The sequence below is a fragment of the Paractinoplanes abujensis genome, assembly GCF_014204895.1.
In the GTDB taxonomy this organism is placed as follows: Bacteria; Actinomycetota; Actinomycetes; order Mycobacteriales; family Micromonosporaceae; genus Actinoplanes; species Actinoplanes abujensis.
The window spans coordinates 446,775-472,141 of the sequence record NZ_JACHMF010000001.1 but is presented as its reverse complement, the minus strand read 5'-3'; the positions used below and the strand labels follow the sequence as shown (position 1 = coordinate 472,141).

The 25,367-nt window shown below is 70.4% G+C and carries 20 protein-coding genes, 1 tRNA gene and 1 pseudogene; 15 read left to right on the top strand and 7 right to left on the bottom strand.

Features of this window, described 5'->3' with window-relative positions:
• Positions 1-62: 62 nt before the first annotated feature.
• A complete protein-coding gene (locus BKA14_RS01710) occupies positions 63-851 on the bottom strand; it encodes a hypothetical protein (protein WP_184949180.1) in 789 nt (262 codons plus the stop codon).
• Positions 852-1,002: 151 nt separating this feature from the next.
• Here BKA14_RS01710 and selA point away from each other — a divergent pair, with 151 nt between their 5' ends.
• Both selA and selB read left to right on the top strand, forming a co-directional pair.
• Positions 1,003-2,337, top strand: coding sequence for an L-seryl-tRNA(Sec) selenium transferase (selA, locus tag BKA14_RS01705; RefSeq protein ID WP_184949179.1), 1,335 nt, complete (start codon positions 1,003-1,005; stop codon positions 2,335-2,337).
• Position 2,338: 1 nt separating this feature from the next.
• Positions 2,339-4,081, top strand: a complete 1,743-nt coding sequence (selB, locus tag BKA14_RS01700; RefSeq protein WP_184949178.1) for a selenocysteine-specific translation elongation factor — start codon at positions 2,339-2,341, stop codon at positions 4,079-4,081.
• A gap of 7 nt (positions 4,082-4,088) precedes the next feature.
• Here the strand turns inward: selB and BKA14_RS01695 are convergent, their stop codons facing one another.
• Entirely contained in the window at positions 4,089-4,502 is a 414-nt protein-coding gene (locus tag BKA14_RS01695) for a RidA family protein (protein WP_239092879.1), read from the bottom strand.
• 72 nt (positions 4,503-4,574) lie between these two features.
• On the opposite strand from BKA14_RS01695, the gene BKA14_RS01690 reads away from it, so the two are divergent.
• The gene (locus tag BKA14_RS01690; protein WP_184949177.1) at positions 4,575-5,477 is read left to right on the top strand and encodes a LysR family transcriptional regulator; all 903 of its coding nucleotides are present in this window, start codon (positions 4,575-4,577) and stop codon (positions 5,475-5,477) included.
• A gap of 18 nt (positions 5,478-5,495) precedes the next feature.
• Here the strand turns inward: BKA14_RS01690 and BKA14_RS45470 are convergent.
• Positions 5,496-5,750 (bottom strand): annotated as a pseudogene (locus tag BKA14_RS45470) (restriction endonuclease); the annotation flags it as partial.
• 53 nt (positions 5,751-5,803) lie between these two features.
• On the opposite strand from BKA14_RS45470, the gene BKA14_RS01680 reads away from it, so the two are divergent.
• The 6 genes from BKA14_RS01680 (at position 5,804) to BKA14_RS01655 (ending at position 11,929) form a co-directional block, all read left to right on the top strand.
• Positions 5,804-6,970, top strand: coding sequence for a sensor histidine kinase (locus BKA14_RS01680; RefSeq protein WP_184949176.1), 1,167 nt, complete (start codon positions 5,804-5,806; stop codon positions 6,968-6,970).
• A complete protein-coding gene (locus BKA14_RS01675; protein ID WP_184949175.1) occupies positions 6,967-7,629 on the top strand; it encodes a response regulator in 663 nt (220 codons plus the stop codon). Before BKA14_RS01680 ends, BKA14_RS01675 begins: the two co-directional genes overlap by 4 nt.
• Before the next feature lie 116 nt (positions 7,630-7,745).
• Positions 7,746-8,474, top strand: coding sequence for an ABC transporter ATP-binding protein (locus tag BKA14_RS01670; RefSeq protein ID WP_184949174.1), 729 nt, complete (start codon positions 7,746-7,748; stop codon positions 8,472-8,474).
• The gene (locus BKA14_RS01665) at positions 8,471-10,831 is read left to right on the top strand and encodes an ABC transporter permease (RefSeq protein ID WP_184949173.1); all 2,361 of its coding nucleotides are present in this window, start codon (positions 8,471-8,473) and stop codon (positions 10,829-10,831) included. The genes BKA14_RS01670 and BKA14_RS01665 overlap by 4 nt, the downstream gene beginning before the upstream one ends.
• 460 nt (positions 10,832-11,291) lie before the next feature.
• The gene (locus BKA14_RS43470; RefSeq protein ID WP_260416356.1) at positions 11,292-11,420 is read left to right on the top strand and encodes a hypothetical protein; all 129 of its coding nucleotides are present in this window, start codon (positions 11,292-11,294) and stop codon (positions 11,418-11,420) included.
• Between the two features lie 62 nt (positions 11,421-11,482).
• Positions 11,483-11,929, top strand: a complete 447-nt coding sequence (locus BKA14_RS01655) for a helix-turn-helix transcriptional regulator (RefSeq protein ID WP_184949171.1) — start codon at positions 11,483-11,485, stop codon at positions 11,927-11,929.
• Here the strand turns inward: BKA14_RS01655 and BKA14_RS01650 are convergent.
• A tRNA-Sec gene (locus tag BKA14_RS01650) sits at positions 11,930-12,022 on the bottom strand.
• A gap of 56 nt (positions 12,023-12,078) precedes the next feature.
• Here BKA14_RS01650 and selD point away from each other — a divergent pair.
• Together selD and BKA14_RS01640 are read left to right on the top strand one after the other, a co-directional pair.
• Complete coding sequence (gene selD / locus BKA14_RS01645; protein WP_203722316.1) at positions 12,079-13,092, top strand: selenide, water dikinase SelD; 1,014 nt, start codon at positions 12,079-12,081, stop codon at positions 13,090-13,092.
• Positions 13,093-13,125: 33 nt separating this feature from the next.
• Entirely contained in the window at positions 13,126-13,518 is a 393-nt protein-coding gene (locus BKA14_RS01640; protein WP_184949169.1) for a MerR family transcriptional regulator, read from the top strand.
• Here the strand turns inward: BKA14_RS01640 and nrfD are convergent.
• From nrfD to fdh, 3 genes are read right to left on the bottom strand one after another with little or no spacing between them, the layout of a single operon-like run.
• Positions 13,457-14,449: an NrfD/PsrC family molybdoenzyme membrane anchor subunit gene (gene nrfD, locus BKA14_RS01635; RefSeq protein WP_308441477.1), complete on the bottom strand. Its 993-nt coding sequence runs from the start codon at positions 14,447-14,449 to the stop codon at positions 13,457-13,459. The genes BKA14_RS01640 and nrfD overlap by 62 nt on opposite strands.
• Complete coding sequence (locus BKA14_RS01630) at positions 14,446-15,558, bottom strand: 4Fe-4S dicluster domain-containing protein (protein WP_184949168.1); 1,113 nt, start codon at positions 15,556-15,558, stop codon at positions 14,446-14,448. The genes nrfD and BKA14_RS01630 overlap by 4 nt, the downstream gene beginning before the upstream one ends.
• Complete coding sequence (fdh, locus tag BKA14_RS01625) at positions 15,548-18,808, bottom strand: formate dehydrogenase (protein WP_275412385.1); 3,261 nt, start codon at positions 18,806-18,808, stop codon at positions 15,548-15,550. The genes BKA14_RS01630 and fdh overlap by 11 nt, the downstream gene beginning before the upstream one ends.
• A 181-nt stretch (positions 18,809-18,989) precedes the next feature.
• Here fdh and BKA14_RS01615 point away from each other — a divergent pair, with 181 nt between their 5' ends.
• The 4 genes from BKA14_RS01615 to fxsT all read left to right on the top strand — a co-directional run bounded on the left by BKA14_RS01615 (position 18,990) and on the right by fxsT (position 25,367).
• Positions 18,990-19,226 (top strand): hypothetical protein, encoded by a 237-nt coding sequence (locus BKA14_RS01615; RefSeq protein WP_239092874.1) that lies wholly within the window; start codon positions 18,990-18,992, stop codon positions 19,224-19,226.
• Positions 19,227-19,432: 206 nt separating this feature from the next.
• On the top strand, positions 19,433-19,867 hold the full coding sequence (locus BKA14_RS01610; protein WP_184949165.1) for a hypothetical protein: 435 nt from the start codon (positions 19,433-19,435) through the stop codon (positions 19,865-19,867).
• 30 nt (positions 19,868-19,897) lie between these two features.
• Positions 19,898-21,412 carry a VMAP-C domain-containing protein gene (locus BKA14_RS01605; protein ID WP_184949164.1) on the top strand — a complete coding sequence of 505 codons (1,515 nt, stop codon included), beginning with the start codon at positions 19,898-19,900 and terminating at the stop codon, positions 21,410-21,412.
• 112 nt (positions 21,413-21,524) lie between these two features.
• Entirely contained in the window at positions 21,525-25,367 is a 3,843-nt protein-coding gene (fxsT, locus tag BKA14_RS01600; RefSeq protein WP_184949163.1) for an FxSxx-COOH system tetratricopeptide repeat protein, read from the top strand.

Genomic DNA, 25,367 nt, shown 5'->3' with positions numbered 1-25,367 from the left:
GGGGCCGCGCTTCAGACCGCCGCCCGGGGGCCGCGCTTCAGACCGCCGCCCGGGGCCGCGCTTCAGAGCATCGACAGGACGCCATAGCCGGCCAGGACTGTCGTCGTCGCCACCGCGACCAGCGTCGCCCCGATCACCACTGGCCGCGGCCTCCGCCCGACCGATTCGGACGTCCCGTCGTGGGCGGGCGGCACGGCGTCGAGCATGCGGACGATCCGCGCCGTGGTGCGGACCCGGCACCGGGCGTTCATCCAGTAGCCCTTCGAGGTGTACTCCATGATCGGCGAGTCCACCCGGATGTCGACGAAGTCGCCGTCACGCAGCCGCAGCCGGACGTCGAGGGTGCTGTGCTCGAACTCCCCGATCAACGCCCGGGGCACGCTGACCCGCCAGAACGCCGTATCGATGTGCAGATGCCGCGGGGTGACGACAAACCCGGCGACCGGCCCCACGACCAGGCCGAACGTGATGAACGCGAGCCCCGCCGCAACGAACAGCGCAGCGCCCGGACCCCAGCTCAGCACACCGGCCAGCAGCGTCAGCACACCGAGTCCGACCGTGACCAGGGGAGCACCGCTGCTGCGCATCGTCCAGCGGCGTGCGCGCCGGCGCCCGGTGCCCGATGCGGCGGGCTGCGCCAGCGGCGCGTCGGCGTATCGCAGCTCCAGCGCCGACGACAACCGCCCGCACAACGCAACGACCAGGGCAACGATCCCGACCACGCTGACGTTTATCGTCCAGGGCGTCACGAAGGCCACGCCGATCACCACCACGCCGAGACCCGCGACCACCACCGTGAGCGGCCAGGTCCAGATCAGCGAGTCGTTGTCGTGAAAGTCGATCTCCAGCACGCACACCTCCTCATTCATGATCACGTACGCCGCCCAGCCCGCGCCCTCCTCTCCCGCGACCACCGGGCGGGGCCGGGGCCAGGCCCTGTTTCGTAGCTGGGGCGGGGCTGCGGCCGGGCCCAGCCACGCAACAGGGCCTAGGCTGAAGGCCATGGTGGACCCGCGGCGGCACGTCCCGCGCACGGACGTCGTGCTGGCCGACCCCCGGCTGGCGGCCGCGACCGAACGGGCGGGCCGCGCCGCGGTCAAGTCCGCCGTCGTGGCCACGCTCCAACGCGTACGGGACGGGGCCCTGAAACCCGACGACGTGGTCGACGCCGCGCTGGCCGCACTGCCCGGCGGCCTGCGCCCCGTGTTGAACGCGACGGGCGTCGTGCTGCACACCAACCTGGGGCGGGCCGCGCTTTCCCCCGCCGCGCGCGAGGCGGTGGTGGCGGCGGCCGGGCACACCGACGTCGAGCTCGACCTGGGCACCGGCCGCCGGGCCAAGCGGGGCCGTACGGCGCTGGCCGCCCTGCAGCAGGCGGTGCCGGCCGCCGGGGACGTGCACGTGGTCAACAACGGCGCGGCCGCACTGGTGCTGGCGGCCACGGCGCTGGCCGGCGGCGGTCGCGAGATCATCGTGAGCCGCGGCGAGATGGTCGAGATCGGTGACGGCTTCCGGCTGCCCGACCTGCTGGAATCGACCGGTGCCCGGCTGCGTGAGGTGGGCACGACCAATCGCACCGCGCTGGCGGACTACGAGCGCGCGATCGGGCCGTCGACCGGTTTCGTGCTCAAGGTGCATCCGTCCAATTTCGTCGTACGGGGTTTCACCAGCGCAGTGCCGATCTCCGCGCTCTCCGGCCTGGGCACCCCGGTGGTGGCCGACATCGGCTCGGGCCTGCTCGAGCCCGATCCGCTGCTGCCCGGCGAACCCGACGCGGCCACCACCCTGGCCGAGGGGGCCGACCTGGTGATCGCCAGCGGTGACAAGCTGCTCGGTGGTCCGCAGGCCGGGTTGCTGCTCGGTTCGGCCCCGCTGATCAATCAGTTGCGCCGGCATCCGCTGGCCCGTGCTCTGCGGGTCGACAAGCTCACGCTGGCCGCCTTGCAGGCCACGCTGACCGGGCCGTCCACTCCGACGTGGGACGCGCTGCGGGTCTCCCCGGCTGCGCTCCGGGCGCGCACCGCGCAGGTTCTGGCCCGGTTGACCGGCGCTGACATTTCAGTTGAGCTGGTCGCATCGGATGCCGTGGTGGGTGGCGGGGGCGCGCCCGAGGTCACGCTGCCGTCGTGGTCGCTCTCCTTGCCTTCGGAGTACGCGGCCCCGCTGCGGGCCGCCCCCACGCCGGTGGTGGGCCGGGTCGACCGCGGCCGCCTGCTGCTCGATCTGCGCTGCGTCCCGTCCGACGCGGACAGCGTCCTGACGGACATGGTGATCGCGGTCGCCGCTCAGCTCCGCTCCGCCACCGGCTCGGCTCTCCCCACCGGCCCGGTGGACTGACATGCACGTCGTAGCCACGGCCGGCCATGTCGACCACGGCAAGTCGACGCTGGTGCGGGCGCTGACCGGCATGGAACCCGACCGCTGGGCCGAGGAACGCCGCCGCGGCATGACGATCGACCTCGGTTTCGCGTGGACGACGCTGGGTTCGGGCGAGACCGTCGCGTTCGTCGACGTCCCCGGCCATGAACGCTTCGTCCCGAACATGCTCGCCGGGATCGGCCCCGTCCCCGCAGCGATGATCGTTGTGGCCGCCGACGAGGGCTGGATGCCCCAGTCGGCGGAGCATCTGGCCGCGCTGGCCGCCCTCGACGTACGGCACGGTCTGCTGGTCGTGACCCGCAGCGACCTGGCCGACCCGGGCCCCGCCACCGCGGCCGCCCTGACCGAGATCGCCGCCACGCCGCTGGGCGAGGTGCCGGCGGTGGCCGTGAGCGGGGTGACCGGCCTGGGCCTCGACGAGCTGCGAACCGCGCTGGATGCCCTGGTGACAGCCTTGCCCGCCCCCGACACCACGTCCCCCGTACGCCTGTGGATCGACCGCTCCTTCACCGTCAAGGGCGCCGGTACGGTCGTCACCGGAACACTGGGCGCGGGCACCCTGCGCCTCGGCGACGAGCTGACCCTCGGTGACGGCCTGGTCCGCGTACGGGGTCTGCAGTCTTTGGGAAAGCCCGCCGACTCGGTGCAGGCCGTCGCGCGCGTCGCCGTGAACCTGCGCGGCGCGGCCCGCGACGACGTCAGCCGCGGCGACGCCCTGCTCACCCCGGGCCGTTTCCGCCCGACCGACCTGATCGACATCCGCCTGCACGGCGACCCCACGGCGGACCTCCCGACCACGATGACGCTGCACGCCGGCTCGGCCGCGGTCCCCGTACGCGTGCGCCCGCTCGGCCCCGACACCGCCCGTCTCCGCCTGTCCCGCCCGCTCCCCCTGCGCATCGGTGACCGCCTGCTGCTCCGCGACCCCGGCCGCCACCACGTGGCCGGCGGTGTGACGGTCCTCGACGTAGCCCCACCCGGCCTCCGGCGCCGCGGCGCCGCCACCGCCCGGGCCCACGTGCTGGACACGATGGACGGCCACCCGTCCCTGGCCGGTGAGTTGACCCGCCGCCAGTTGATACGCGCCCCCGACCTGGCCGCGATGGGCGTCCCCCTCCCACCGGCCGCCGCGCCCGTGGCCGGCGACTGGTACGCCGATCCGGTCCTCTGGACGTCGCTGGCCGAGCGCCTTCCCCACGAGGTCGCTACCTACCAGCGCGAACACCCGCTGGAGCCCGGCCTGCCGATCGAGGCCCTGCGGCACCGCCTCGGCCTGCCCGACCGCGCCCTCGTGACCGCGCTCGTCCGTCCCCCTCTCAGCGTCCGCGCCGGCCGGGTCGCCGCGGGCCCGTCCGGGCCGCCCGACGAGCTGGTCGCGCTCGTGGCCAAGGCCTTCGACGGCTTGGGCCCGTTCACCGCGCCCGAAGCCAACGACCTGACCGCCCTCGGCCTCGGCCCCCGCCAACTGGCCGCGGCCGCCCGCACCGGTCTGGTCGTCCAGCTCGCACCCCAGGTGGTGCTCGCCCCCGGCGCGGCCGAGGCCGCCGCCACGGCCCTGGCCGCGTTACCCCAGCCGTTCACTCTGAGCGAGGCTCGGCGCGCCCTCGATACCACCCGCCGGGTGGCCGTGCCGCTCCTCGAACTCCTCGACCGCCGGCACCTGACCGAACGCCTCCCCGACGACCGCCGCCAGCTGCGCTGAACCGGGGTCAGCGCGCGACCGCGATCACTTCGATCTCCAGCACGGCGCCGGGCAGGAACAGTTTGTTCACCTCGACGGTCGTGCTGGCGGGCGGATTCCGGCCCGGCGCCGGGAACAAGCGACGTCGCACGGCCCCGTACGCGGGCAGGTCATCCAGGCTGGTCATGAACGTACGAAGGAACAACACGTCACCGAGCCCCGACCCGTGTGCCCTCAGCAGCCCGCCGACGATCTCGAAGATGCGCTCCGCCTGCTTCCCGGCATCACCGGGCGCCACCACCTCCCCATCGTCGTCCACCGCGACCTGCCCGGCGAGCATCAGCAACGCCCCGCCCCCCACGTCGATGCGGGCCACGTGGGCGAACCGGTCACCGAACGGCGCAGCCACCCCGGCCGGATTGTCGAGCGTCATCTTCACCATGCCGACGACGCTAGAGCCGCACGCTGCCATGCCACCAGCGAATGTCATGCATGTCTGCCATGCTGTCGCGTCATGGATACCGTGCTGCTCGAGGTGTTCCGCACCGTTGCGCATTCCGGCTCGATCACTGCGGCCGCGCGCCGGCTGCAGTACACGCAGTCGGCGGTGTCCCGGCAGATCGCGGCGCTCGAGGCCGAGGTCGGGGCGGCCGTCTTCGACCGGGTGCCGCGCGGGGTCACGCTGACCGAGGAGGGCCGCGCGCTGCTCCCGCACGCCGATGCGATCCTCGACCGGCTCGGCGTGGCCCGGCGCGCGGTCGACGATCTGCGCACGGTCGGCACGGGCCGGCTGCGGGTGGCGGCGTTCCCCACGGCGGTGGCGGCGCTCGTTCCGCGGGCGCTGTCGCGCTTCCGGGAGACGTACGGGGACATCGCCTTGAGTCTCGTGGAGGGGCTCACCCCGAGGTTGCTGGAGAGGCTGGCCGCGGGCGAGGCCGACGTGGCGATCGTCAGCGAGTCACCGGCCGGCCCGATCGACCCCGCGCGGTTCGAGCTGCGGCACCTGCTCGACGAGCGCCTGCTGGTGGCCGTGGCCCGCGATCACCGGCTGGCCCGGCGACGCACGGTCCGCCTGGCCGAGCTGGCCGACGACGCGTTCATCGCGGGTTCCGCCGACGCCGAGTCCACCCTGCTGCGAGCGGCCCTGCCCACCGGTTTCCGCCCGCGCATCGACATCGTGGCCGCCGAGTGGACCGGCAAACTGGGCTGCGTGGCCGCGGGCCTGGGTGTCGCCCTCGTGCCGGCTCTGGCCATGCGCGGCAAACCAGCCGACGTAGCCCTGCTCAACCTGCACCGCGACGACGAGCCGACCCGCCGCATCTACGCCGCCACACCCGCGGGCCGCGCCCGGCCGGCCACGGTCGAGCGCTTCCTGCCGATCCTGCGGGCCGCCGTCGACCCCGCCTGGGCCCGTTGACCGCAGAGATTCGCTCATGTCGCGGACAGGCTTGGACAAGCCGCCCCACGCGACAAGCAGTCCGTGCTCGGCGCCATGTGTGGTCATGACGCCGTGAAGCTGCGTCACGATCGGCGATCCGATCTGCGCCCCGGACTTGACCTGAGCGAGCAGCTCAGGGCTGTCGAGACCAAGCGGTCCACGCCCAGCAGTGATGTCGATGCCTCCGTCCGGCCCAGGCGGCGCTTGCCGGCACTCGCGCAGCGGGATGAAGGGATTCCCCGTGGGGCACATTGAGGGGACGGACCGTCGGGACGCCAGGTGGTGTGGCCTCTTATCCTCGCGATATGTGGCTTTCCTCGCGCCGGGCGTTCCTGCTCGATCTGGCCGTGTCCGGCTCGATGGTGGCGCTGTCCACCTGGTGGTGGCATCAGTTCCGGTGGGGCGGCCTTAGCTACGGCATGCTGCTCGGGGTCGCGTTGCTGTGGCGGCGCAGCCGGCCGGTGCTCGTGCTGGCCGTCGTCACGGTGCTGGCCTTCGCGGCCGCGCCGGTGGTGGTCGACGGCAGTCAGCTGCATGAGGGGATGCTGCTGACCTCGCTGGGCGTGGCCAGCCACGCCGTGGTCGCCTACTCGCGTTCGCTGGTCACGGCCGCGGGTGGGGCGCTGGCCGCGCTGGTCGGCGGGACGCTGCTGGTCGAGGTGCGGCCGTCGGCGGGGCAGGGCTGGTCGCCGGTCGAGTGGGACGGTCTCGCGTCGTCGCTGCTGAGCATGCTGACCGTGGCTGCCGTGTTCTGGGCGGCCGGGCTGGGCACCCGGTTCTGGCGTCAGCAGCGGGCCGGCGAGGACGAACGCCGCCGCCACGCCGAACGGGAGCGTGCGGATCAGGCCCGGATCGCGGTGGCCGAGGAGCGGGCCCGGATCGCCCGGGAGCTGCACGACATCGTCGCCCATTCGCTGTCGGTGATCGTGTTGCAGGCCAACGGCGGCGAGTACGCCTTCGACCGTGACCCGCAGCGGGCCCGCGAGGCGTTGCGCACGATCGGCGCGACCGGCGCCGATGCCCTGGAGGAGATCCGTCACCTCGTACGGATCCTGCGGGGTGCCGGCGAAGCCGACCGGGATCACGCCGTCGCCTCGGTGGTCGATCGGGCCCGGGCCGCGGGTGTCGACGTCGCTCTGGTCGTGCAGGGTGACCCGCCGCCGCTGCCGGGCGGGGTGGAACTGGCGGTCTACCGGATCGTGCAGGAGTCGCTGACGAACACGCTCAAACACGCAGGTCCCGGGCCTTCGGCCACCGTACGGGTGACGTATCGGCCCGGCGACGTCGAGCTGGAGGTGACCGACACCGGCGCGGGTAGGAGCTCGACGGCTCCGTCCGGCGGGCACGGGCTGGTCGGCATGCGGGAACGGGCCACCCTGTACGGCGGGACGTTCGACGCGGGCCCGGCACTGGCCGGTGGCTGGCGGGTGCGGGCGCGGATCCCGCTGACGGCCGAGGCGGTGCCCGCGTGATCCGGCTCGTGCTCGTCGACGATCAGCAGCTCGTCCGGGCCGGGTTCCGGATGGTGCTCGACTTCCAGGACGACATGACCGTGGTCGGCGAGGCCGGCGACGGTGCCGAGGCGGTGCGTCTGCTCCGCACGACCGAGGCCGACGTGGTGGTGATGGACCTGCGGATGCCGGTGCTGGACGGGGTGGCCGCCACCCGGCAGATCTGCTCGGCCGGTCCGCGGCCCCGGGTGCTGGTGCTGACCACGTTCGACACCGACGAGGAGGCGTTCGCGGCGCTGCAGGCGGGGGCGAGCGGGTTCCTGCTCAAAAGTGTGCCGCCGGACGATCTGCTGTCCGCGATCCGGGTGGTGGCCGGGGGCGACGCGGTGGTGGCGCCACGGGTGACCCGGCGGTTGCTCGACCGGTTCGCGGGCCGGCTCGTGCCCGCGGCCGGGACCCCGTCGTTCCAGGCCGACCTGACTGATCGCGAGCACGAGGTGCTGCTGCTGGTCGCTCAGGGCCTGTCGAACCTCGAGATCGGTGCCCGGCTGCAGGTCGCCGAGGCCACGGTCAAGACCCACATCGGCCGCATCCTGGCCAAGCTGGGCCTGCGCGACCGGGTCCAGGCGGTCGTTTTCGCGTACGAGTCGGGCCTGGTCCGCCCGGGCGGCGATACCTGAGTCGCACCTCGTACGACTCAGGTCGTACCCGCACGTCCAGCACTGCGACTGACGTGGCGCCGCCGCCCGATCCCTAGCGTCGAGATCAACGATCACCGACGTACGGGAGTGGGAGCATGTCAGCACTGCAGGCCGCGGGTCTGAGCAAGGTCTACGGCAGCGGACCGTCGGCCGTCACCGCCCTCGACGGCGTGGACGTGACGTTCGAGTCGGGCCGGTTCCACGCCATCATGGGCGCCTCCGGTTCGGGCAAGTCGACGCTGCTGCACTGCCTGGCCGGGCTGGACCGGCCGACCGGTGGTTCGGTGCGGATCGGCGACGCCGACCTGACCCGGCTCTCCGACGAGAAGCTGACGCTGCTGCGGCGCGACCACGTGGGCTTCGTGTTCCAGAAGTTCAACCTGCTGCCGGTGCTGACCGCGCGCGAGAACATCCTGCTGCCCCTGTCGATCGCCGGGCGTCGCCCCGATCAGCAATGGTTCGACCAGGTGGTGGCGGCGGTAGGGCTGACCGACCGGCTCCGCCACCGCCCGTCCGAGCTTTCCGGCGGCCAGCAGCAGCGGGTCGCCGTGGCCCGCGCCCTGATCACCCGGCCCTGGGTGATCTTCGCCGACGAGCCCACCGGCAACCTCGACTCCCGCTCCGGTGCCGAGGTGCTGGGCCTGCTCCGCGACGCGGTGAGCATGCTCGGTCAGACCGTGGTGATGGTGACCCACGACCTGAACGCGGCCGCGCACACCGACCGGGTGGCGTTCCTGAAGGACGGCCGGTTCGCCGCCTCCGTGGACCATCCCACCGCGGACGCCCTCGTCGGCGTGCTGGCCCGGTTGGAGCCGGTCCGATGAGCGGCATGCTGCGGCTGACCTTGCGCACGGCGCGGGCCAACCTGACCCGGTCGCTGTTGTCGTCACTGGCCGTCGTGCTCGGCGTGGCCTTCGTCGCGGGCAGCCTGATGTTCACCGACGGCCTGCAGAGGGCCATGACCGGCCACGTCGCCGAGCAGTACCGTGCCATCGACGTCGAGGTGACGGCCTCCGGCGATTCGGTCTCCCGGATCCGCGCCATCGACGGCGTACGGGCCGCCGAGCCCACCTGGACGCTCTGGTACACCGGCCTGGCCACCGCCGACGGCCGCAAGATCGGTGGCGAGAACCGCAGCCGGAACGTGCCGGCCGCCCCCGGCCTGCGCTCGATCGACACCCGCGACGGCCGTCTGCCCGCGGCGAACGGCGAGGTCGCCCTCGATCTTCGGACCGCCGCGCGCGAGGGCCTCGAGATCGGCGACAAGCTGCTGATCAGCGGCTTCGGGGGCGAACCCCGGACGTACGGCCTGGTCGGTCTGGCCACCGTCGAAGGCCCCGGCACCACGATCCTGATGACCACCGCCGACATCGAGGCCATGGCCGGCTACCCGGCCGACACCATCATCGTCGACGCCGCGGACGGGGTGACCGACGAGGACCTGGCCGCGCGGATCAGCGCCGCGACCGGCGCCGAGGCGTACGGGCACGACGACCTGGTCCGCCGCGCGGAGAACGCCGCCGTGGGCGACGCGGAGACGTTCCGCAACGGCCTGCTGGCCTTCGGGGTGATCGCCGTGTGCATGGCCGCGTTCGTCATCGCCAACACGTTCACCATCGTCCTGGCCCAGCGCACCCGCGAGACCGCGCTGCTGCGTCTGGTCGGCGCCACCCGCGGTCAGGTGTTCCGCTCGGTCGTGGCGGAGGCCGCGGTGATCGGCCTGGGCGGTTCCGTGCTCGGCCTGGCCCTGGGTGTGCTGCTCGCCCACGGCCTGCCCGTCCTGCTCAGCGAGTTCGGCATCACCGAGGTCGACCCCTTCGTTTCCGTACGCACCCTGGTGATCGGGCTGCTGGTCGGCGTCGGCGTCACCGTACTGGCCGCACTGCTCCCGGCCCGCCGCGGCACGTTCGTCCCGCCGGTGGCCGCGCTCTCCGACGCCGCCGTGCAGGTCGCCCGGCGTACGGGACGCACCCGCAGGGTCTCGGGAATCGCCCTGCTCACCATCGGCGGCCTCGTGCTCGTCGGTTCGTCCGGCTCCGGGCGCACCGAGGTCGTGGCGCTCGGCGCGGTGCTCGCCGTCGGCGGCTTCCTGCTGCTCAGCCCGATCGCCGTGCCCTTCCTCGTACGGGTCCTGGCCCGCCCCCTGGCCCTGATGGGCGGGGCGACGGTCGCGCTCGCGCTGGCCAACGCCATCCGCAACCCGCGCCGCATCGCCACCACCACCAACGCCCTGGTCGTGGGGGTCACTCTGATCGGCACCTTCACCGTGATCGCCAGGAGCGCCGAGGCCCCCGCCGAACGCCGCGCCGCGGACAAGATGACCGCCCAGTTCCTGGTCACCGACAGCGCCGGCCTGGGCGTCCTGCCCGACTCCACACTCGCGGCGCTGGCCCGCGAACCTCAGCTGGCCCCCGCCCGCCCCGACTACCGCACCTTCGACCAGACCACCGGCTGGGAGGTCCACACCGGAGCCCCCCGCCCCGGCACCGCCGCGGTGACGGCCGACGTGGGCGTCGCACCCGGCAGCACCATCAGTCTCGGCGGCAAGAAGTACGAGGTCGCGTCGGTGCGACCGGGCAGCCGCACGGTGTGGCTGACCCCGCAGGACATCACCACCGCGTTCACCGACCCCACCCTGACCGAACTCCAGGTCGACCCGGCCCCCGGCATCTCCGCCACCGACGCCCGGACCGCCCTGAACCGCGCCCTGGCCGGCCTGCCCACCGTCGTCGCCTACGACCGCGCCGAATACGCCAAGTCCCTCAACGCCAACCTGAACCAGGGTCTGGGCGCCGTCACCGCCCTCCTGGCCCTCGCAGTGATCATCGCCCTGATCGGCGTAGCCAACACCCTGACCCTGTCGGTGGTGGAACGCACCCGCGAGAACTCCCTGCTCCGCGCCATCGGGTTGACCCGCCGCCAGCTACGCCTCACCCTCTCCACGGAGGCCCTGGTCCTGGCCTTGACCGGCACCCTGATCGGCGTGGGGCTGAGCGCCGCGTTCGCCCTCTCCGCCCTACGCTCCCTGGAAATGCACGGCCGCCCCCTCACCCTGGTCATGCCCTGGGACCGCCTGGCCGTACTCCTGGCAGTCGCCGCCGCGGCGGCCCTGCTCGCCTCGGTCCTCCCGGCCCGCCGCGCCGTCCGCCACCCCATCGCCGAGAACCTGGCCGCCGACTGACAACGTGCCGGCCCACCATGGTGGATCACCGACAGAATCATGCGCGGCCGCCCAGCCGCCGAACCAGCAGTCAGGCCCGTTGGACCCCGGTTGAATGCCGGTCGAACTCCGGTTGGACCGCACTCGTACTTAACGACGTTTAGCGCCTCAGAGTATGTCGTTGACGCAGAACGCCTGCATACGAGCCTGAAAATAAAATTGGGGCATCGCACATCCAGTGCGATGCCCCAAGTGCTGACTTGTGCATAGTGTCCAGGACCTCACCGAGGTTCATGTGGGGCGGCGATCTGCTTGGAGGCCAATCGCCGCCCCCATTCCTGCCCTGTCGAGGAGGAACACTGTGAACTCTAGCGATCCGCCACCGGACCCGGTACCGCTCAGTTGGTGGAACCCCCAACCCAAAAATCGACGAGTCTCCCTACGGCACTTCGTAGTGGTAGTCGTCGCTGTGGCGGTGGGAATGTTCGCCTGGTACCGCACCGGCGGCGACTGGCTGTTGTCAGTCGTGGTGGGGACGCTCACGGCCGCCGCCATCGACGACCGTGTGGGCGACGCGCATGTTGGCATTCCGCCGGACATCCGCCGCTAGCAGCCAGTCCGAGTCTGCGGGGTCGACCGGCCCCGGCGACCCCGCAGGACGAAAGGTGAATCATGTGGACGACGGTTCTGGAGATGCGGCGCCCCGTTAATTTCGACGTGGTGCGGCAAAGGATTCTCGGCACGGTCGATCGCAGCACCGCTGTGCACTTCGGTGAGCACGGCGAGATTGCGGTCTCCTACACGTCCAACGCGGCCAGTGCTACTGAGGCCACGGGCGAGGCCCTCGGAAGATTCGCCTTCTGGATGTTGGAGGCAAAGTTGACGCTAGAGCCGTTCACCATCCGCACACATCCCACCGCAAAACAGGTGATGCCGCGACTGGTCGGCGCCGCGGAAACAGCCCGCATCCTCGGAGTAACGAAGGCCCGCGTCAGCCAGCTCATGCATAAGGAAGGCTTCCCGACACCCGTAGCGAAACTCAAGATGGGTCCCGTTTTCCTTGAACGAGCCGTCCAGGAATACCGGCACGCGCGCGAAGAGGCCGGCCGGGCTGATTGACGGAGGCGGACGGGAATCGAACCCGCCCAACTCGGATGCCGAGTTGCACCGGTTTTGAAGACCGGGAGGGGCACCAGCCACCTGAACGCCTCCGTGGGAAACCATAGCCCGGTGGCCGGGCGGTTCGATCACGGGCGTGCCACAGTGGGGTGGTGACGACTACCGATGCTCCCAGGTTGACCCAGTACGCGCACGGCGGCGGTTGTGCTTGCAAGATTCCGCCGGGTGAGTTGGAAGCTGTGGTGGCCGGGCTGGTCGGCACGGGGGCGCCCAAGGGGCCGGGTGAGCTGCTGGTGGGGCTCGACGACGGGGACGACGCGGCGGTGGTGAGCTTGGCCAACGGCACGGCGGTGGTGGCCACTGCCGACTTCTTCACGCCGGTGGTGGATGACGCGTACGACTGGGGGCGGATCGCGGCGGCCAACGCGTTGTCCGACGTGTATGCGATGGGGGGCACGCCGGTCGTTGCGGTGAACCTGTTGGCGTGGCCGCGGGATCTGCTGCCCATGGAGCTTGCTGGTGAGGTGCTGGCGGGTGGGCTGGCGATCGCGCGGGAAGCCGGTTGTCACCTGGCGGGTGGGCACAGTGTGGACGACCCCGAACCCAAGTACGGCATGGCGGTGACCGGTATCGCGGACCCGGAGCGGCTGATGCGTAACGACGCGGGGGTGGCGGGGGTGCCGCTGACGTTGACCAAGCCGCTCGGTGTCGGGGTGCTCAACAGCCGGCACAAGTCGACCGGTGAGGTGTTCGACGAGGCGGTCGCGGCGATGACCACGCTCAACCTGCGGGCCTCGGTCGAGGCGCTCAAGGCGGGCGCGGTCTGCGCCACCGACGTGACCGGGTTCGGGCTGCTGGGCCACCTGCACAAGCTGGCCCGGGCGAGCGGTGTCACGGCCCGCGTCGAGGCGAGCAAGGTGCCCTATCTCGGCGGGGCCCGGCAGGCCCTCGAGGACGGCTTCGTCAGCGGCGGCACGCGGCGCAACCTGGACTGGGTCCGGCCGCACCTGGACGCGGATGTCAGCGAGGACGAGTTGTTGCTGCTGGCCGACGCGCAGACTTCCGGGGGCCTGCTCGTGGCGGGTGAGGTGCCGGGTTATCCGGTCGTCGGCGAGCTGCTGCCGGGCCGCGCGGACGGCGTGACCCTGGAGGTGCGCGCTTGACTTCGAGTGCACTCGAACTGGAAGGCTGAGGCCATGGCGAACGGGGTTACCGTCGGCGAGGCGGCGGAGATGGTCGGGCTCACCGTGCACACTTTGCGCTGGTACGAGCAGGAAGGTCTGGTCGAGCCGATCGAGCGCGATTCGGCGGGCCGCCGCCGTTACTGCGAGGACGACATCGGCTGGCTGCGGCTGCTCATCCGGCTGCGGACGACAGGCATGCCCGTACGGGAAATGCGTCGTTACGCCGAGTTGGTGCGTGCGGGCGACGCCACCCTGGAGGACCGCTTGCAGCTTTTCGTCGAGCACCGGGAGCGGGTGCTGGCGCGTATCGACGAGCTCAAGCAGGACCTCGAGATGCTGGACATCAAGATTTCTCTGTACGGGGAGATGGCTCGGGCGCAGCAGGAGATGACGACCGCGCGTTGAGCCGTTCGCGCTGCGGGACGACCGTGTAGCGGGGGTCCTTGGCCGAGTCGACGCCCGCCTCGAACACGCCGAAACGGGTCAGCAGGGAACCCGCGAGCAGCGACGCCCCGGCCAGCGCGGAGACGACCCGGCTGCGGCGGCCCACGACGGCCCCGACCGCGCCGGCGATGGTCAGGGCCCGGGCCGCGCGCAGCATCTTGCCCGGCCGGCCCGTGTGGTAGGGCTCGCTGAGCAGGCCGTACTTGGTTTCGACGCGATGCCCGGCGACCAGTTCGACGGCCGCGCCGGTCACCGCCATCCGGCGCGCGGGCCGCCCGGGGGCGGCGATCAGGCCCACGCCGGCCCCGCTGGCCAGCGCACTCCCGGCGAACATGAACGGCAGGTCCGGGTGGACGGCGTTCCAGCTCGGCACCGCGGTGTCGGCGAAGAGCACGGCCGTGTACGTGGCCAGGCCGGGTGCGAGTGCGGCGGCGCCGTAGCCCGCGGCCGACCCGACCGGTGGCAGCAGCTTGAAGACGCCGCGCGCCGGCAGCAGCGGCGCCACCTCGGCCGCCGCCGCGACCGCGGCCGCCCCGCCGAACGCGCTCAGCAGCCACGTGCCCACCGACATCGGCGACGTCGGTTTGGCCACGCGCAGCATGTGGTGGAAGCGTTCCGGCCGGCCCAGGTCCTTGATCAGAAAGAACGTGCTGGCCCCGAGCGCCCCCAGTGTGACGGCCCGGCCCGTACGGCGTAGCGCAACGTCACCGGTGACCTGCGCGCCCGCGGCGAGCAGTGCGGAGCCGGCGGCCAGCCCGCCGGTGAACAGGTAGATCGCGATGTCGTGGGTCCACACCGGCGGCCGCACGATTGGACGGCCGTAGTAGGACTGGAACTCGGCGCGGGGAACCATCGACCGGTCGCCGCCACCACCGCCGCGCTTCGGGCTCACCCGCGCCTCCCCGCGAACGCCACGACCGCCGTCGCGGCCATGGTCAGCGCGGCCAGTCCCGCCCGCTTCCACATGGCCGGCAGGTCCCGTGTCGGCACGTGCGGGTCCGGCGGCAGCCCGTACACCTCGGGCTCGTCCAGCAGCAGGAAGAACGCGCCGTCGCCGCCCACGCCGTCGTCGGGGCTCTCCCCGTACAGCTTGGCCTCGGGCACCCCGGCCTCGTGCAGCTGCTCGACCCGTTTGGCCGCACGCTGGCGCAGCTCGTCGAGCTCGCCGTACTGGATCGACTCGGTCGGGCAGGCCTTCGCGCAGGCCGGTGTCTGTCCGTCACCGAGGCGGTCGTAGCAGAGCGTGCACTTCCAGGCGCGCCCGTCGTCCTCGCGACGATCAATGACCCCGTACGGGCATCCGGAGATGCAATAGCCGCAGCCGTTGCAGATGTCGTCCTGCACGACGACCGTGCCGAATTCGGTGCGGAACAGTGCGCCGGTCGGGCAGACGTCGAGGCAGCCCGCGTGGGTGCAGTGCTTGCAGACGTTCGACATCATCAGCCAGCGGAAGTCGGTGCGGGGCGCCGGAGCCGACTTGCCCGGCAGATCCGACATGGGCATGCCGATGAACTCCCCGCCGGACGGGGCTGCACCGCCGGACCGAGCCCCGCAGCCGGACGAGGACGCGCCGCCGCACGAGGACGTGCTGCCGACGAAATCGGTGCCGGCAGTGGCGGCTGCGGCGAGCGCGTCGACAGCGGGCGGAATGCCCGGCTCGGTGCCCGTCGGCGCCCCGTGCCGCGCGGCGACCACATTGGTGGCGGGAACAGAGGAGGGCCCGGTCGGCATCCCGAGGAAGGCGCCCGACCCCCGTACGGGCTGCTCGATGAAGGCCACGTGCCGCCACGAGTTGGCCGTCAGCCCGCCCGTGTTGTCGTAGGAGTGCCCGAGCAGGTTGAAGCCGTCGTCCGGCACGTTGTTCCACGTCTTGCAGGCCACCTCGCACGCTTTGCAGCCGATGCAGACCGACGTGTCGGTGAAGAACCCCATGCGGGGCGGCGGCGCGGAGTAACCCGCGTCCTCCGCCGGGTCGATCGGGCCGTACAGGCTATTGCCCATCGTCCGCGTTCTCCTCCCCCACCGTCATGATCGGCGTGTGGTGGTCGGCGGCCAGTCCGGCCCGGTCCCGATAATCCTGCACATACCTCAGCAGTTCCTGCCCGGTGGGGCGGCGGCCCGGCTGGATGTCACACGTGCCGACCTTGCTCTCCTGGATCAGCACGTTGGGGTCGAGCGTGATGCCGATCAGGTCGTTGGCCGAGTCGCCGGTGACCAGACCTTCGCTGCCCCAGTGGTACGGCATCCACAGCTGGTGCACGATGCGGCCCTCGATGCGCAGCGGGGACAGCCGGTCGGTCACCATCACCTTGGCCTCGATGGCCGCGCGGGCGGTGACTATGTGCGCCCACCCCATGTGCTCGAGCCCGCGTTCGGCCGCCAGCTCGGGCGACACCTCGACGAACATCTCCGGCTGCAGCTCCGACAGGTACGCCAGCTGCCGGCTCATGCCGCCGGCCGTGTGGTGCTCGGTGAGGCGTGAGGTGCTGAAGACGTACGGGAAGACCTCGGCGTGCCGCTCGGGCGGACTCGGGTTGGTGAGGTTGTCGGACCGCTCGTAGACCTTGCGGGTCGGGTTGGCCTGCTGGCCGTAGAGCGGGTTGCGCACCATCGACTCGGCCGGCTCGTAATGCGTCGGCATCGGCCCGTCGATGAGCCCGCTCGGCGCGTACAGCCAGCCCTTGCCGTCGCCCTGCATGATGAACGCGTCGTCGCCGGAGATCGCCTCGACGCCGCTCGCGCCCTCGGGCGGACGGTAGGACGGCGGCTTCGTCTTCTCGAAGTCGGGCACGTCGTCGCCGACCCATTCGCCCTTCTCGGCGTCCCACCACACGTACTTCTTGCGCTCCGACCACGGCTTGCCGTCGGGGTCGGCCGACGCGCGGTTGTAGAGCGTGCGCCGGTTGGCCGGCCAGGCCCAGCCCCACTCGGGCGCGACGTAGTTCTGCTCGCTGCCGGGTTTGCGCCGGTTGGCCTGGTTGACGCCGTCGGAGAACACGCCCGTGTAGATCCAGCAGCCGCCGGAGGTCGACCCGTCCGGCTTCATCTCCGTGAACGAGCTCAGCAGCTTGCCGGTCGTCAGGTCGTACCCGTTGATCTCCTTGAGCACGGCCTCCCCGTCCGGTTCGTCCTCGCCGTACTCCCAGGTCAAATTGAGCAGACCCTGGTCCTGCGGACGCGTCGAGCCGGCCAGCCGCTCCCGAATGATCTTGCCGAGGTGGTAGAAGAACCAGAGTTCGCTGGTCGCGTCGCCGGGCGGCGCGACGGCCTTCTCCCGCCACTGCAGCATGCGCTGGGTCTGGGTGAAGGTGCCCTCCTTCTCGGCGTGCGAGGCGGCCGGCATGAAGAACACCTCGGTCTTGCACTCCTCGGGCACGATCTCGCCCGTCCCCACCTCGGGCCCGTTCTTCCAGAACGTCGCGCTCTCGATCATGTAGAGGTCGCGCACGACCAGCCAGTCCAGGTTGGCCATGCCCAGCCGCTGCGCGCGCCCGTGGGCCGAGCCGACGGCCGGGTTCTGCCCGAGCAGGAAGTAGCCCTTGATCTTGCCGTCGATCATGTCGAGCACCTGCTGATAGGTGCCGTGGTCGCCGGTCAGGCGGGGCATCCAGCCGTACCCGTAGTCGTTCTCCTCCGTCGCCGCGTCGCCCCAGTACGACTTGAGCAGGCTCACCGCGTACGACTTGGCGTTGGCCCAGAAGCCCTTCTGCTCGGGATGCCTGATCGCGTCGATCCACTGGTCGAACGTCTCGTGCTGGCTGACGTGCGGCATCGGCAGGTAGCCGGGCAGCAGGTTGAACAGCGTCGGGATGTCGGTCGAACCCTGGATGCTGGCGTGCCCGCGCAGCGCCATCACGCCGCCGCCGGGCCGGCCCATGTTGCCCAGCAGCAGCTGGATGATCGCGCCGGTGCGGATGTACTGAACGCCCACGCTGTGCTGCGTCCAGCCCACCGAGTAGACCAGCGCGGTCGTGCGCTCGCGGCCCGAGTTGGCTGTCCAGGCCTCACAGACCTCGAGGAACTTCTCCTGCGGCACGCCGCACAGCCGCTCCACGACCTCGGGCGTGTATCGCGCGTAGTGCCGCTTGAGCACCTGATACACGCAGCGCGGGTCCTGCAGCGTGGGGTCGCGGGGCACGTCGGCCGGGATCGGCGGGCCGTGCGACTCCTGCTCCAGGCCCGAGGCGGTCTCGCGGTCGACGTGCGAGTCCTCTTCCTCCTGGCCCTCGTCCTGCTGCCCCGCGTACTGCCAGCTCGACTGGTCGTACGTGTTGGTCTCGGGGTCGTAGCCGGAGAACAGGCCGTCGAGGTCCTCAGTGTCCTGGAAGTCCTCGCTGACGAGCATTGACGCGTTGGTGTACGCCAGCACGTAGTCGCGGAAATCCTTCTCGTTGCTGAGGATGTAGTTGACCACGCCGCCCAGGAACGCGATGTCGGCTCCCGCGCGCACCGGCAGATAGGTGTGCGCGAGCGCGCTCGTCCGGGTGAACCGCGGGTCGACGTGAATGACCTTCGCACCACGGTTCTTGGCCTCGATCACCCACTGGAAGCCCACCGGGTGCGCCTCGGCCATGTTCGAGCCCTGGATGATGATGCAGTCGGCGTTAGCCAGATCCTGGAGGAATCCGGTGGCCCCGCCACGGCCGAAGGAGGTTCCCAGACCGGGAACCGTGGCGGAGTGTCAAATACGCGCCTGGTTCTCGATCTGGATGGCGCCCATCGCCGTGAAGAGCTTCTTGATCAGATAGTTCTCTTCGTTGTCGAGCGTCGCGCCACCCAGACTGGAAATGCCCCGCGTCCGGTTCAGCGGCTTGCCGTCCGGGTCGGTGTCTTCCCAGGTGGCGTCGCGCGCGGCCAGCACCCGATCGGCGATCATCTGCATCGCCGTGCTCAGGTCGAGCTCTTCCCAATCTTTGCCGTACGGCCGGCGGTAGAGCACCTTTTTCTGCCGGCGCTCACTGGTCACCAGGCTCAGGCTGGCCGAACCCTTGGGACACAGCCGCCCCCGCGACACCGGGCTGTCGGGGTCACCCTCGATCTGGACGACCTTCTCGTCCTTCACGAAGATCCGCTGCCCGCAGCCGACCGCGCAGTAAGGGCAGACCGACTTGGCCACCCGATCAGCGGTCTCGGTGCGCGGCTGCAGCTCCTTGGACTTCCTCGACTGGGCGGCAGCCCCGCGCCCGAGCGGATCCGTGCCCGTGAGCTGCCGATACACCGGCCAGCCTTCGATCCACGTCTTCACGCCCACGACCAAACCCTAACCCCTCCCCCGGCGGCCCGCACGCCGTGACAATGGGACCGAAACCACCGTTTGAAGCCCGCCGCGAGTGGTATGCGCGCGCACGGTGGTGCGCTTGTGCCATCACCTCCCCGGCCCCGAGTTGTCCACAACCCTGCCGATCGGCGGTCCGGCCGCGATACTGGGGTCGATGACCGGTCCGGCAAGTCACGCTGAGATGCGGCGGTGCCCCCGCTGCGGCCACCTCACGCGAGCCGACCGCATGGTCAAGGGCTTCGGCCGCGACTGCGCCACCCAGCTCGGCCTCACCGGGCGCGCGGTCGACGTCGGCCATGCCGGGCCCGACCTCTTCGACCTCCTGCCCACCCCGGAGCCCGAAGACGAGTGCGACGGCTGGGACCGACCGGCCGACGCCCCACGACCCTGAGCGCGGCGGTGGACGTGACGCACCTCGGCGCGAATCCGACGACGCAGCACCATCACCGATTCGGCCCCCCTGCACGGCATTCCGCCAGCCGCATCTGCCCGTTCCGGCGAAGTCGGCCACTTGTACGCCATAGCAGTCCCGCGCGACTGTCCACTGTCGTCTAGCCGACAATTTTCTCGCGTGTCGATAACCAATACGATGGCGGCATGCCGCCACGGATTTCCGCCGAACCCATCGGTAGCGATGACGCTCCCGGCCCGGTGGCCGACTCCGACGTGGTTTTCCTGCCCGCCTTCGAGGCGGACACTCCGATCTATTCGGCGGCCGTGCCCGAACTGGTCGCCGCCCTCCGGGCGGCCGACGTCTCCGCTCGCACGTGGCACGCCGACGGGCTCGCCGAGTTCGCCGCGACCCGGGGCCCGGTCACCGAGGCGCTGATCCAGATAGCCGTCGGCATCGCCTCGTCCGGCGGGTGGTACGCGGTGCAGTCCTTGCTGGAGCGCCGCCACGAGAAAGTGCATCTGATCGCCGTCTACGAGAAGGACGGTCAGCGCTTCCGTATCGAGGTGACCGGCCCGGCCCCCGAGGTCGCGCGGGAACTGGGACAACTCGACCCGTTCCGTGTGGAGCCGCCGGAATGACACCGGCCGCCACGATCCCGAGCCGCGCTCATGGTTGACACGAGCGAAATGCGGCAGACTCCTCAGAAGTTGGCCGCGGACCGGCTGCGCATCGTCAAGGACGCCACCAACGTCCTACTGGCCTCGCCCGTGGTGCGTGACGCCAACGCCCGGGTGGCTCTGATGGACGAGTTGGATCTGGCCCTCGGCGCCGCGCTCGGGCTGCGCGAGGTCGGCCTTCCCCGTCCTCAACTCGCCCTGCTGGCCACCGCGTGCGTGGACCGTCCGGGTGGTCTGCGCAGTCTCGCCGAATGCCTCGACCTCCTGGAGTCTGACCCGAGACGGGTGCACGCCATCCTCCGGCTGGCTGATGAATGGCAGGTGCTGCAGCAGTTCGCCGAGCACGACCTGCACGAGCTGCGACCCGACTTGAACAACGTGCCGCTGACGGGTGATCTTCGCAGTTTCGTGGCCGAGCGCCGGGACGAGCCCCTGCCGCTCTACTGCGAGACCGCCTGGCATCTCTTCGCCCATCTCGCTGCGATCCCGGCGGCCGACGGGCCGGCTTGGCTACCGTTCCTGGAGCGATTGACCACAAAGGTTCACATCAGTGCCCAGGCCCGCCTGAGGGGCGTCGTCCAGAACCTCTCTGTCGTTTGGGGCGCTGTGGAGCCGGCTGCCGAACCCCCGGCGGTGACGACAGCTCGCGCCGGCACCGCGTATCTGGTCATCCAGTTCGAGAAGCACGGCGTCGAGGACGACATCTTCATCATGTCCCACTGGTATCAGTGGGCTTCGCCGTCCTGGCAACCGATTCGCGGTGAAGATCGCCGGGTGCGGCGCGACGAGCTGGAGACAGCCGTCGACCAGGTGGTGCTCGAGACGGAACGTCGCTGGGCCGACCGGGACGGCCCGGTGGCCATCGAGTTCGTTCTGCCCAGTGCACTGCTCAACGAGCCCGTCGACCGCTGGAGTAAGGACCTTCGAACCCGCAGCCGGCGTCTGGCCATCCACTATCCACTGGTCATCCGCAGTCTTGAGCGCATCCGGGCCGAGGAGTGGCACCGCGGCTGGCGAGGGCGTTGGCGAATCGTGCGAGAAGCGACCGTCCTCGAAGGCCTGATCCATTGCGCCTCCGGCGACGAGACCGACGTACAGCTGGAAGCGGAGCTTGAACGAGAGGGAACTGCGGTCGTTCTCGTCTTGAGTGAACCACCCCAGCCCAACACGGCAGGCGAACAACAGCTCTTGGTAGGGTTGCAGGAGGGTTTGCCAGCAATTGTCTGGTTTCGGGACACCGGATCACAGCATGAGGACCTTGAATCACAACGTGAGGAGCCGTGTGAGGTCATCTCGGAGATGGTGAAGGCGTGCCTGGACTCCCCGGAGGGAGTAGCGCAATTGCCGGAAGGTGTCGCAGAGTTAAGACGGAGGGCTTGGCGCGAAGACCCATCGGCGTCGACCGATCGTATGGGCCACAGGTTAGTGATCTTGTGGGACGATCCTGATCGGCAACCGACTCGCACCGGACCTGCCGGCAGTGACAACCGAGAGGTTCACGCATGAGCGGGAACGGTCACCGGGCGGCACGCGGCACCGTCGCTGGATCCCTTGTGCTCAGCGACGGCACGACCGCACGTCTCCGGTCGGCCCGATCCGCACGGGCGGCGATTCCTTCATGATGGACGAACCGCCCCCAGGGGTTGCCCCGCCGGCGCCCGGCCAACCGGCGTCCTCGCCGATCCGGCCCGCGGCGTTCGTTGTGCTCGACGACGATCCCGCCCTGGAGTTCTGGTCCACCGAGATCGACGAGCTCGAGCAGTCCGTACGGGATCTGAATGTCTTCTCCTCAGTCGAGAAACGATCGCTGGCCTTCACTCCCGGCGGCCGTCTGGCCACGCCCGACGGTTCTGAGGACCTCTCCGCGCCCGGTTCGCCACCGCGGGCGATTTTCCTGGTGACTCCGGGCCGCCTGCTGCCACCGCTCCGGCAACTGATCATCGGCTGGGCGCACGACGGCCTGACAGCCATCGTCAATCTCCTTCCGCAACAGCATTGGCGAGACCGTGACTTGCGGATCACCGATGCCACCTGGACGCCGGGCGATCCTCCGGGGCCGACCGCCGCGACGCCGTGGCACGTCTCCGGCCTCGACCTGCGCTCCGCCGAGGAGAAGCAGCGGGACTCGACGCGGACGGCCGTGCCGATCCTGGAGCGTGGCCGGGAGTGGCTCACCCAATGGGCCCGGCTTCTCGATCGGTCGGCTCGCAGTCCCGTCACCACGCCCGCGCTGCTGCTGTCATCCGATGGCGACACTCGTCCGGCCGGCCGGCCGCTGAGCGCCGCGATGCTGGTGGCCCGGTTCCGCACGACTGCTTCCCCCCAGGCATTCGCGTTGGCGACCCGGCTTGCCGCGGCCCCGCTGAACGTCCGCGCCATGCGGGCCTTGCAACGCACGGCGCTCCGATCCGGGCCGGTTCATCTGACCGAGGTGCTGACGAGCAATCTTCTGCTTCCGCCGAAGCACGGACGACGCGACAGCGACACGGACATCGTGTACGAGTTCGTGTACGGCGTACGGGAGCAGTTGCTCTCGCTCGCTTATCGCGACCGCACGATCGAGGTGCAGCACGTCGTCGAGCATGAGCTCGAGCGCGACGTCGAGGCGGTCCGCAATTTGACCTTGCGGGTCCGGGAGCCGCGCCGAGCCGCTTATCAGACGGTCAACCACGCCGCCCTGCCCTATCTCAAGGTCGAGCTCGCCGTCCATGTCGCGCTCGGCGGGCCAAATCTGAACGCCGCACAGCAGTTGAGCCGCAAAATCGGCAGCCCTGTCCCCATGCAGGCGCGCCGGACCCCCCTCGTTTTGCCCTCTTCGCGCATGGAGTCCGTAATGTCTGAGACAATTCCCTCTCAGGGTTCGCCGAACCCGATCGGCACCGCAGGGCAGAGTTACGGACATGAGCGGGAGGACAGCACCGTGCCCACGATCACCGACGGGTCGCGGACGACACAGCGGCGCGACATCCGCCTGCCGGCCGTCGTCGGTAACCTGCCCATGCGCAACCCGACGTTCACGGGCCGACGTGACCTCCTCGACGCGTTGCATCAGCGGCTCCGCGCAGGCACCACCGCGGTTCTGCCCGAGGCCCTGCACGGTGCGGGCGGCGTGGGCAAGTCACAGCTGGTCATCGAATACGTCTACCTCCATCAGCAGGACTTCGATCTGATCTGGTGGATCCCCGCCGAACGGCCGGCCCAGATTCAGAACTCGCTGACCGAGCTGGCCGGGCGGCTGAACCTGCCGGTGCAGTCGACGGCCAACACCGCAGTGCCGGCCGTGCTCGAGGCGCTGCGCGTCGGCCGCCCGTTCCTCAACTGGCTGCTGGTCTTCGACAACGCGGAGGACCCGGAGGACGTCGAGCGGTTCTTCCCCAAGGGAGGTCCGGGCAGCATCGTCGTCACGTCCCGCAACGCCAGTTGGGGCGGCATCGCCAACACCCTGGCGGTGGACGTCTTCGACCGGCAGGAAAGCATCGAGCTGATGCGGCGCCGCGACCCGCGACTCGCCATCAGCGACGCCGACCGCCTGGCCGAGCGGCTGGGTGACCTGCCCCTGGCGATCGAGGCCGCCGCGGCCTGGCGCAGCGAGATGAAGATGACGGCCGACGAGTACCTCTCGCAGCTGGAGCGCAGCCAGCCCGAGCTCGACGAGGACGCCGCGGTCAGCGAGCAGGACTATCCGGAACACGTCGCCGCGGTATGGAACATCTCGCTCAGTGGTCTGCGTGATCTGGAACCGTCGACGCTCCGGCTGCTTCAGCTGTGTGCGTTCTTCGCGCCCGAGCCGATCGGCAAAGTTCTGCTGTCCAAGCCCCGGAGCCTGCGCATCCACCCTGATCTTGACCCCTTGATGCGGAACACCGCGGGTCTCAACCAGGCCATCGGCACGATCGGCAAGCTGGCTCTGGCCCGTATCGACTACCGCACCAACTCCTTACAGATGCACCGCCTGGTGCAAAGGGTCCTGATCCACCAGATGGACCCGGAAACCCGGGAGGCCATGCGCCACGGTGCGCACGTGCTGCTGGCCGGCAACGACCCGGACCAGCCGGACGACTCCCTGCACTGGGGACGTTACGCGGAGCTCTACCCGCACATCATCGCCTCTCGTGCGGAACGTTGCCGGGATGAGCTGGTTCGCGACACCATCTTGAACGAGTCCCGGTACCTGTGGCGGTGGGGCGACCACGCAGAGGCCCGCAACCTGGCCCAGCGCGCGTACGACGCCCTGATCGAAATGGGGGACGAGACGCATCCGGACAGCCTGCGGATGGCGCACTGGCTGGGGTCGATGCACTTCGTCAACGGCAGCTATGCCGAGGCCGCCGCCCTGAACGCGAGGACGCTGGAGCTCTACCGGCAGAATCTGGGCGACGATCAAGAGGAAACGCTCAACGTGATCGGTGCGGTCGCCGCCGATCACCGCGTCGCGGGTGACTTCGCCGGTGCTCTCGAACTGTCGCTGACAGTGTATGAGCGCTCGAACGCGAAGTTCGGCGAGAGCTGGCCGTTCACTCTGCGAGCCGCGCACAACCTCGCGGTCAGCATGCGGCTGTCCGGCCTTTTCGGCCGGGCGCTGCAACTGGACGAGAACACGTACGCCCGGCTCGTTCAGATCTACGGAACCGACCACTCGGAGAGCATTCCCACGGCCGGGGGCATCAACCTCGACCGGCGAGAACTCGGCGACTACGTCGCCGCGCACCGCAACCAGGAGACTGTGGTCGCCGACGCCCGGCGGGTGCTCAAGTTCGAGGACCATCCGGATGTGCTTCGCCAGAGCCACTTCCTGGCCAGCTTCCGGCGCAAGGCGGGCCAGTTGACGGCGGCCCTGGAGTTGTCCAGCGAGGTTCTCCGTCGCTACCGCAGCCGGTACGGGGACAACAGCCCGGAAACGGTGCTCGCACTGCTCACCGTCTCCATCGACCAGCGGGTGACCGGCGACCTGGCCGCCGCGCGGGAAGCGGGCGAAGCTGCCGTCGCGGGCCTGCGCGAGTTGTACGGCGAGACCCATCCCCATACTGCCGGCGCCAAGTCGGACCTGGCCGTGACGTTGCGCTTGCTCGGCCAGTACGACGCCGCCCGGGCCCTCGACGAGCAGGCACTGCAAGAACTCAAGGAACGCCTGACGAACTCGCACGCCCTGGTGATCTCGGCTCGCATCAATCTGGCCAGCGACCTCTACGAACTGGGGGACTTCGAGGGCGCGCAAAAGCTCGACACGGAGAGCTTCGCCCAGTGCGTCGACCTTCTCGGCGTGGGGCATCCCACGACGCTGGCGTGTGGCGTCAACCTGGCTATGGACCTTCGCGGGCTGGGCCGCGACTCCGAGGCGAGCAGCCTCTTCTCCGAGATGATCGAAAAGTTCCGGGCCGGCCTGGGCGAGGACCACCCGGCCACCGCCGCGGCCGCGGCCGGCGTCCGAGCCAACTGCGACATCGACCCGCTGCCGTTGTAA

Coding starts and splice junctions, on each gene's coding strand:
- BKA14_RS43470 (WP_260416356.1), top strand. CDS start 11,292: ATGTTCGCCTGGTACCGCACCGGCGGCGACTGGCTGTTGTCAGTCGTG.
- BKA14_RS01655 (WP_184949171.1), top strand. CDS start 11,483: ATGTGGACGACGGTTCTGGAGATGCGGCGCCCCGTTAATTTCGACGTG.
- BKA14_RS01690 (WP_184949177.1), top strand. CDS start 4,575: ATGGATACCGTGCTGCTCGAGGTGTTCCGCACCGTTGCGCATTCCGGC.
- BKA14_RS01640 (WP_184949169.1), top strand. CDS start 13,126: ATGGCGAACGGGGTTACCGTCGGCGAGGCGGCGGAGATGGTCGGGCTC.
- BKA14_RS01615 (WP_239092874.1), top strand. CDS start 18,990: ATGACCGGTCCGGCAAGTCACGCTGAGATGCGGCGGTGCCCCCGCTGC.
- BKA14_RS01630 (WP_184949168.1), bottom strand. CDS start 15,558: ATGGGCAATAGCCTGTACGGCCCGATCGACCCGGCGGAGGACGCGGGT.
- BKA14_RS01695 (WP_239092879.1), bottom strand. CDS start 4,502: ATGGTGAAGATGACGCTCGACAATCCGGCCGGGGTGGCTGCGCCGTTC.
- BKA14_RS01610 (WP_184949165.1), top strand. CDS start 19,433: ATGCCGCCACGGATTTCCGCCGAACCCATCGGTAGCGATGACGCTCCC.
- BKA14_RS01665 (WP_184949173.1), top strand. CDS start 8,471: ATGAGCGGCATGCTGCGGCTGACCTTGCGCACGGCGCGGGCCAACCTG.
- fxsT (WP_184949163.1), top strand. CDS start 21,525: ATGATGGACGAACCGCCCCCAGGGGTTGCCCCGCCGGCGCCCGGCCAA.
- BKA14_RS01605 (WP_184949164.1), top strand. CDS start 19,898: ATGGTTGACACGAGCGAAATGCGGCAGACTCCTCAGAAGTTGGCCGCG.
- BKA14_RS01670 (WP_184949174.1), top strand. CDS start 7,746: ATGTCAGCACTGCAGGCCGCGGGTCTGAGCAAGGTCTACGGCAGCGGA.
- BKA14_RS01680 (WP_184949176.1), top strand. CDS start 5,804: ATGTGGCTTTCCTCGCGCCGGGCGTTCCTGCTCGATCTGGCCGTGTCC.
- selB (WP_184949178.1), top strand. CDS start 2,339: ATGCACGTCGTAGCCACGGCCGGCCATGTCGACCACGGCAAGTCGACG.
- selA (WP_184949179.1), top strand. CDS start 1,003: ATGGTGGACCCGCGGCGGCACGTCCCGCGCACGGACGTCGTGCTGGCC.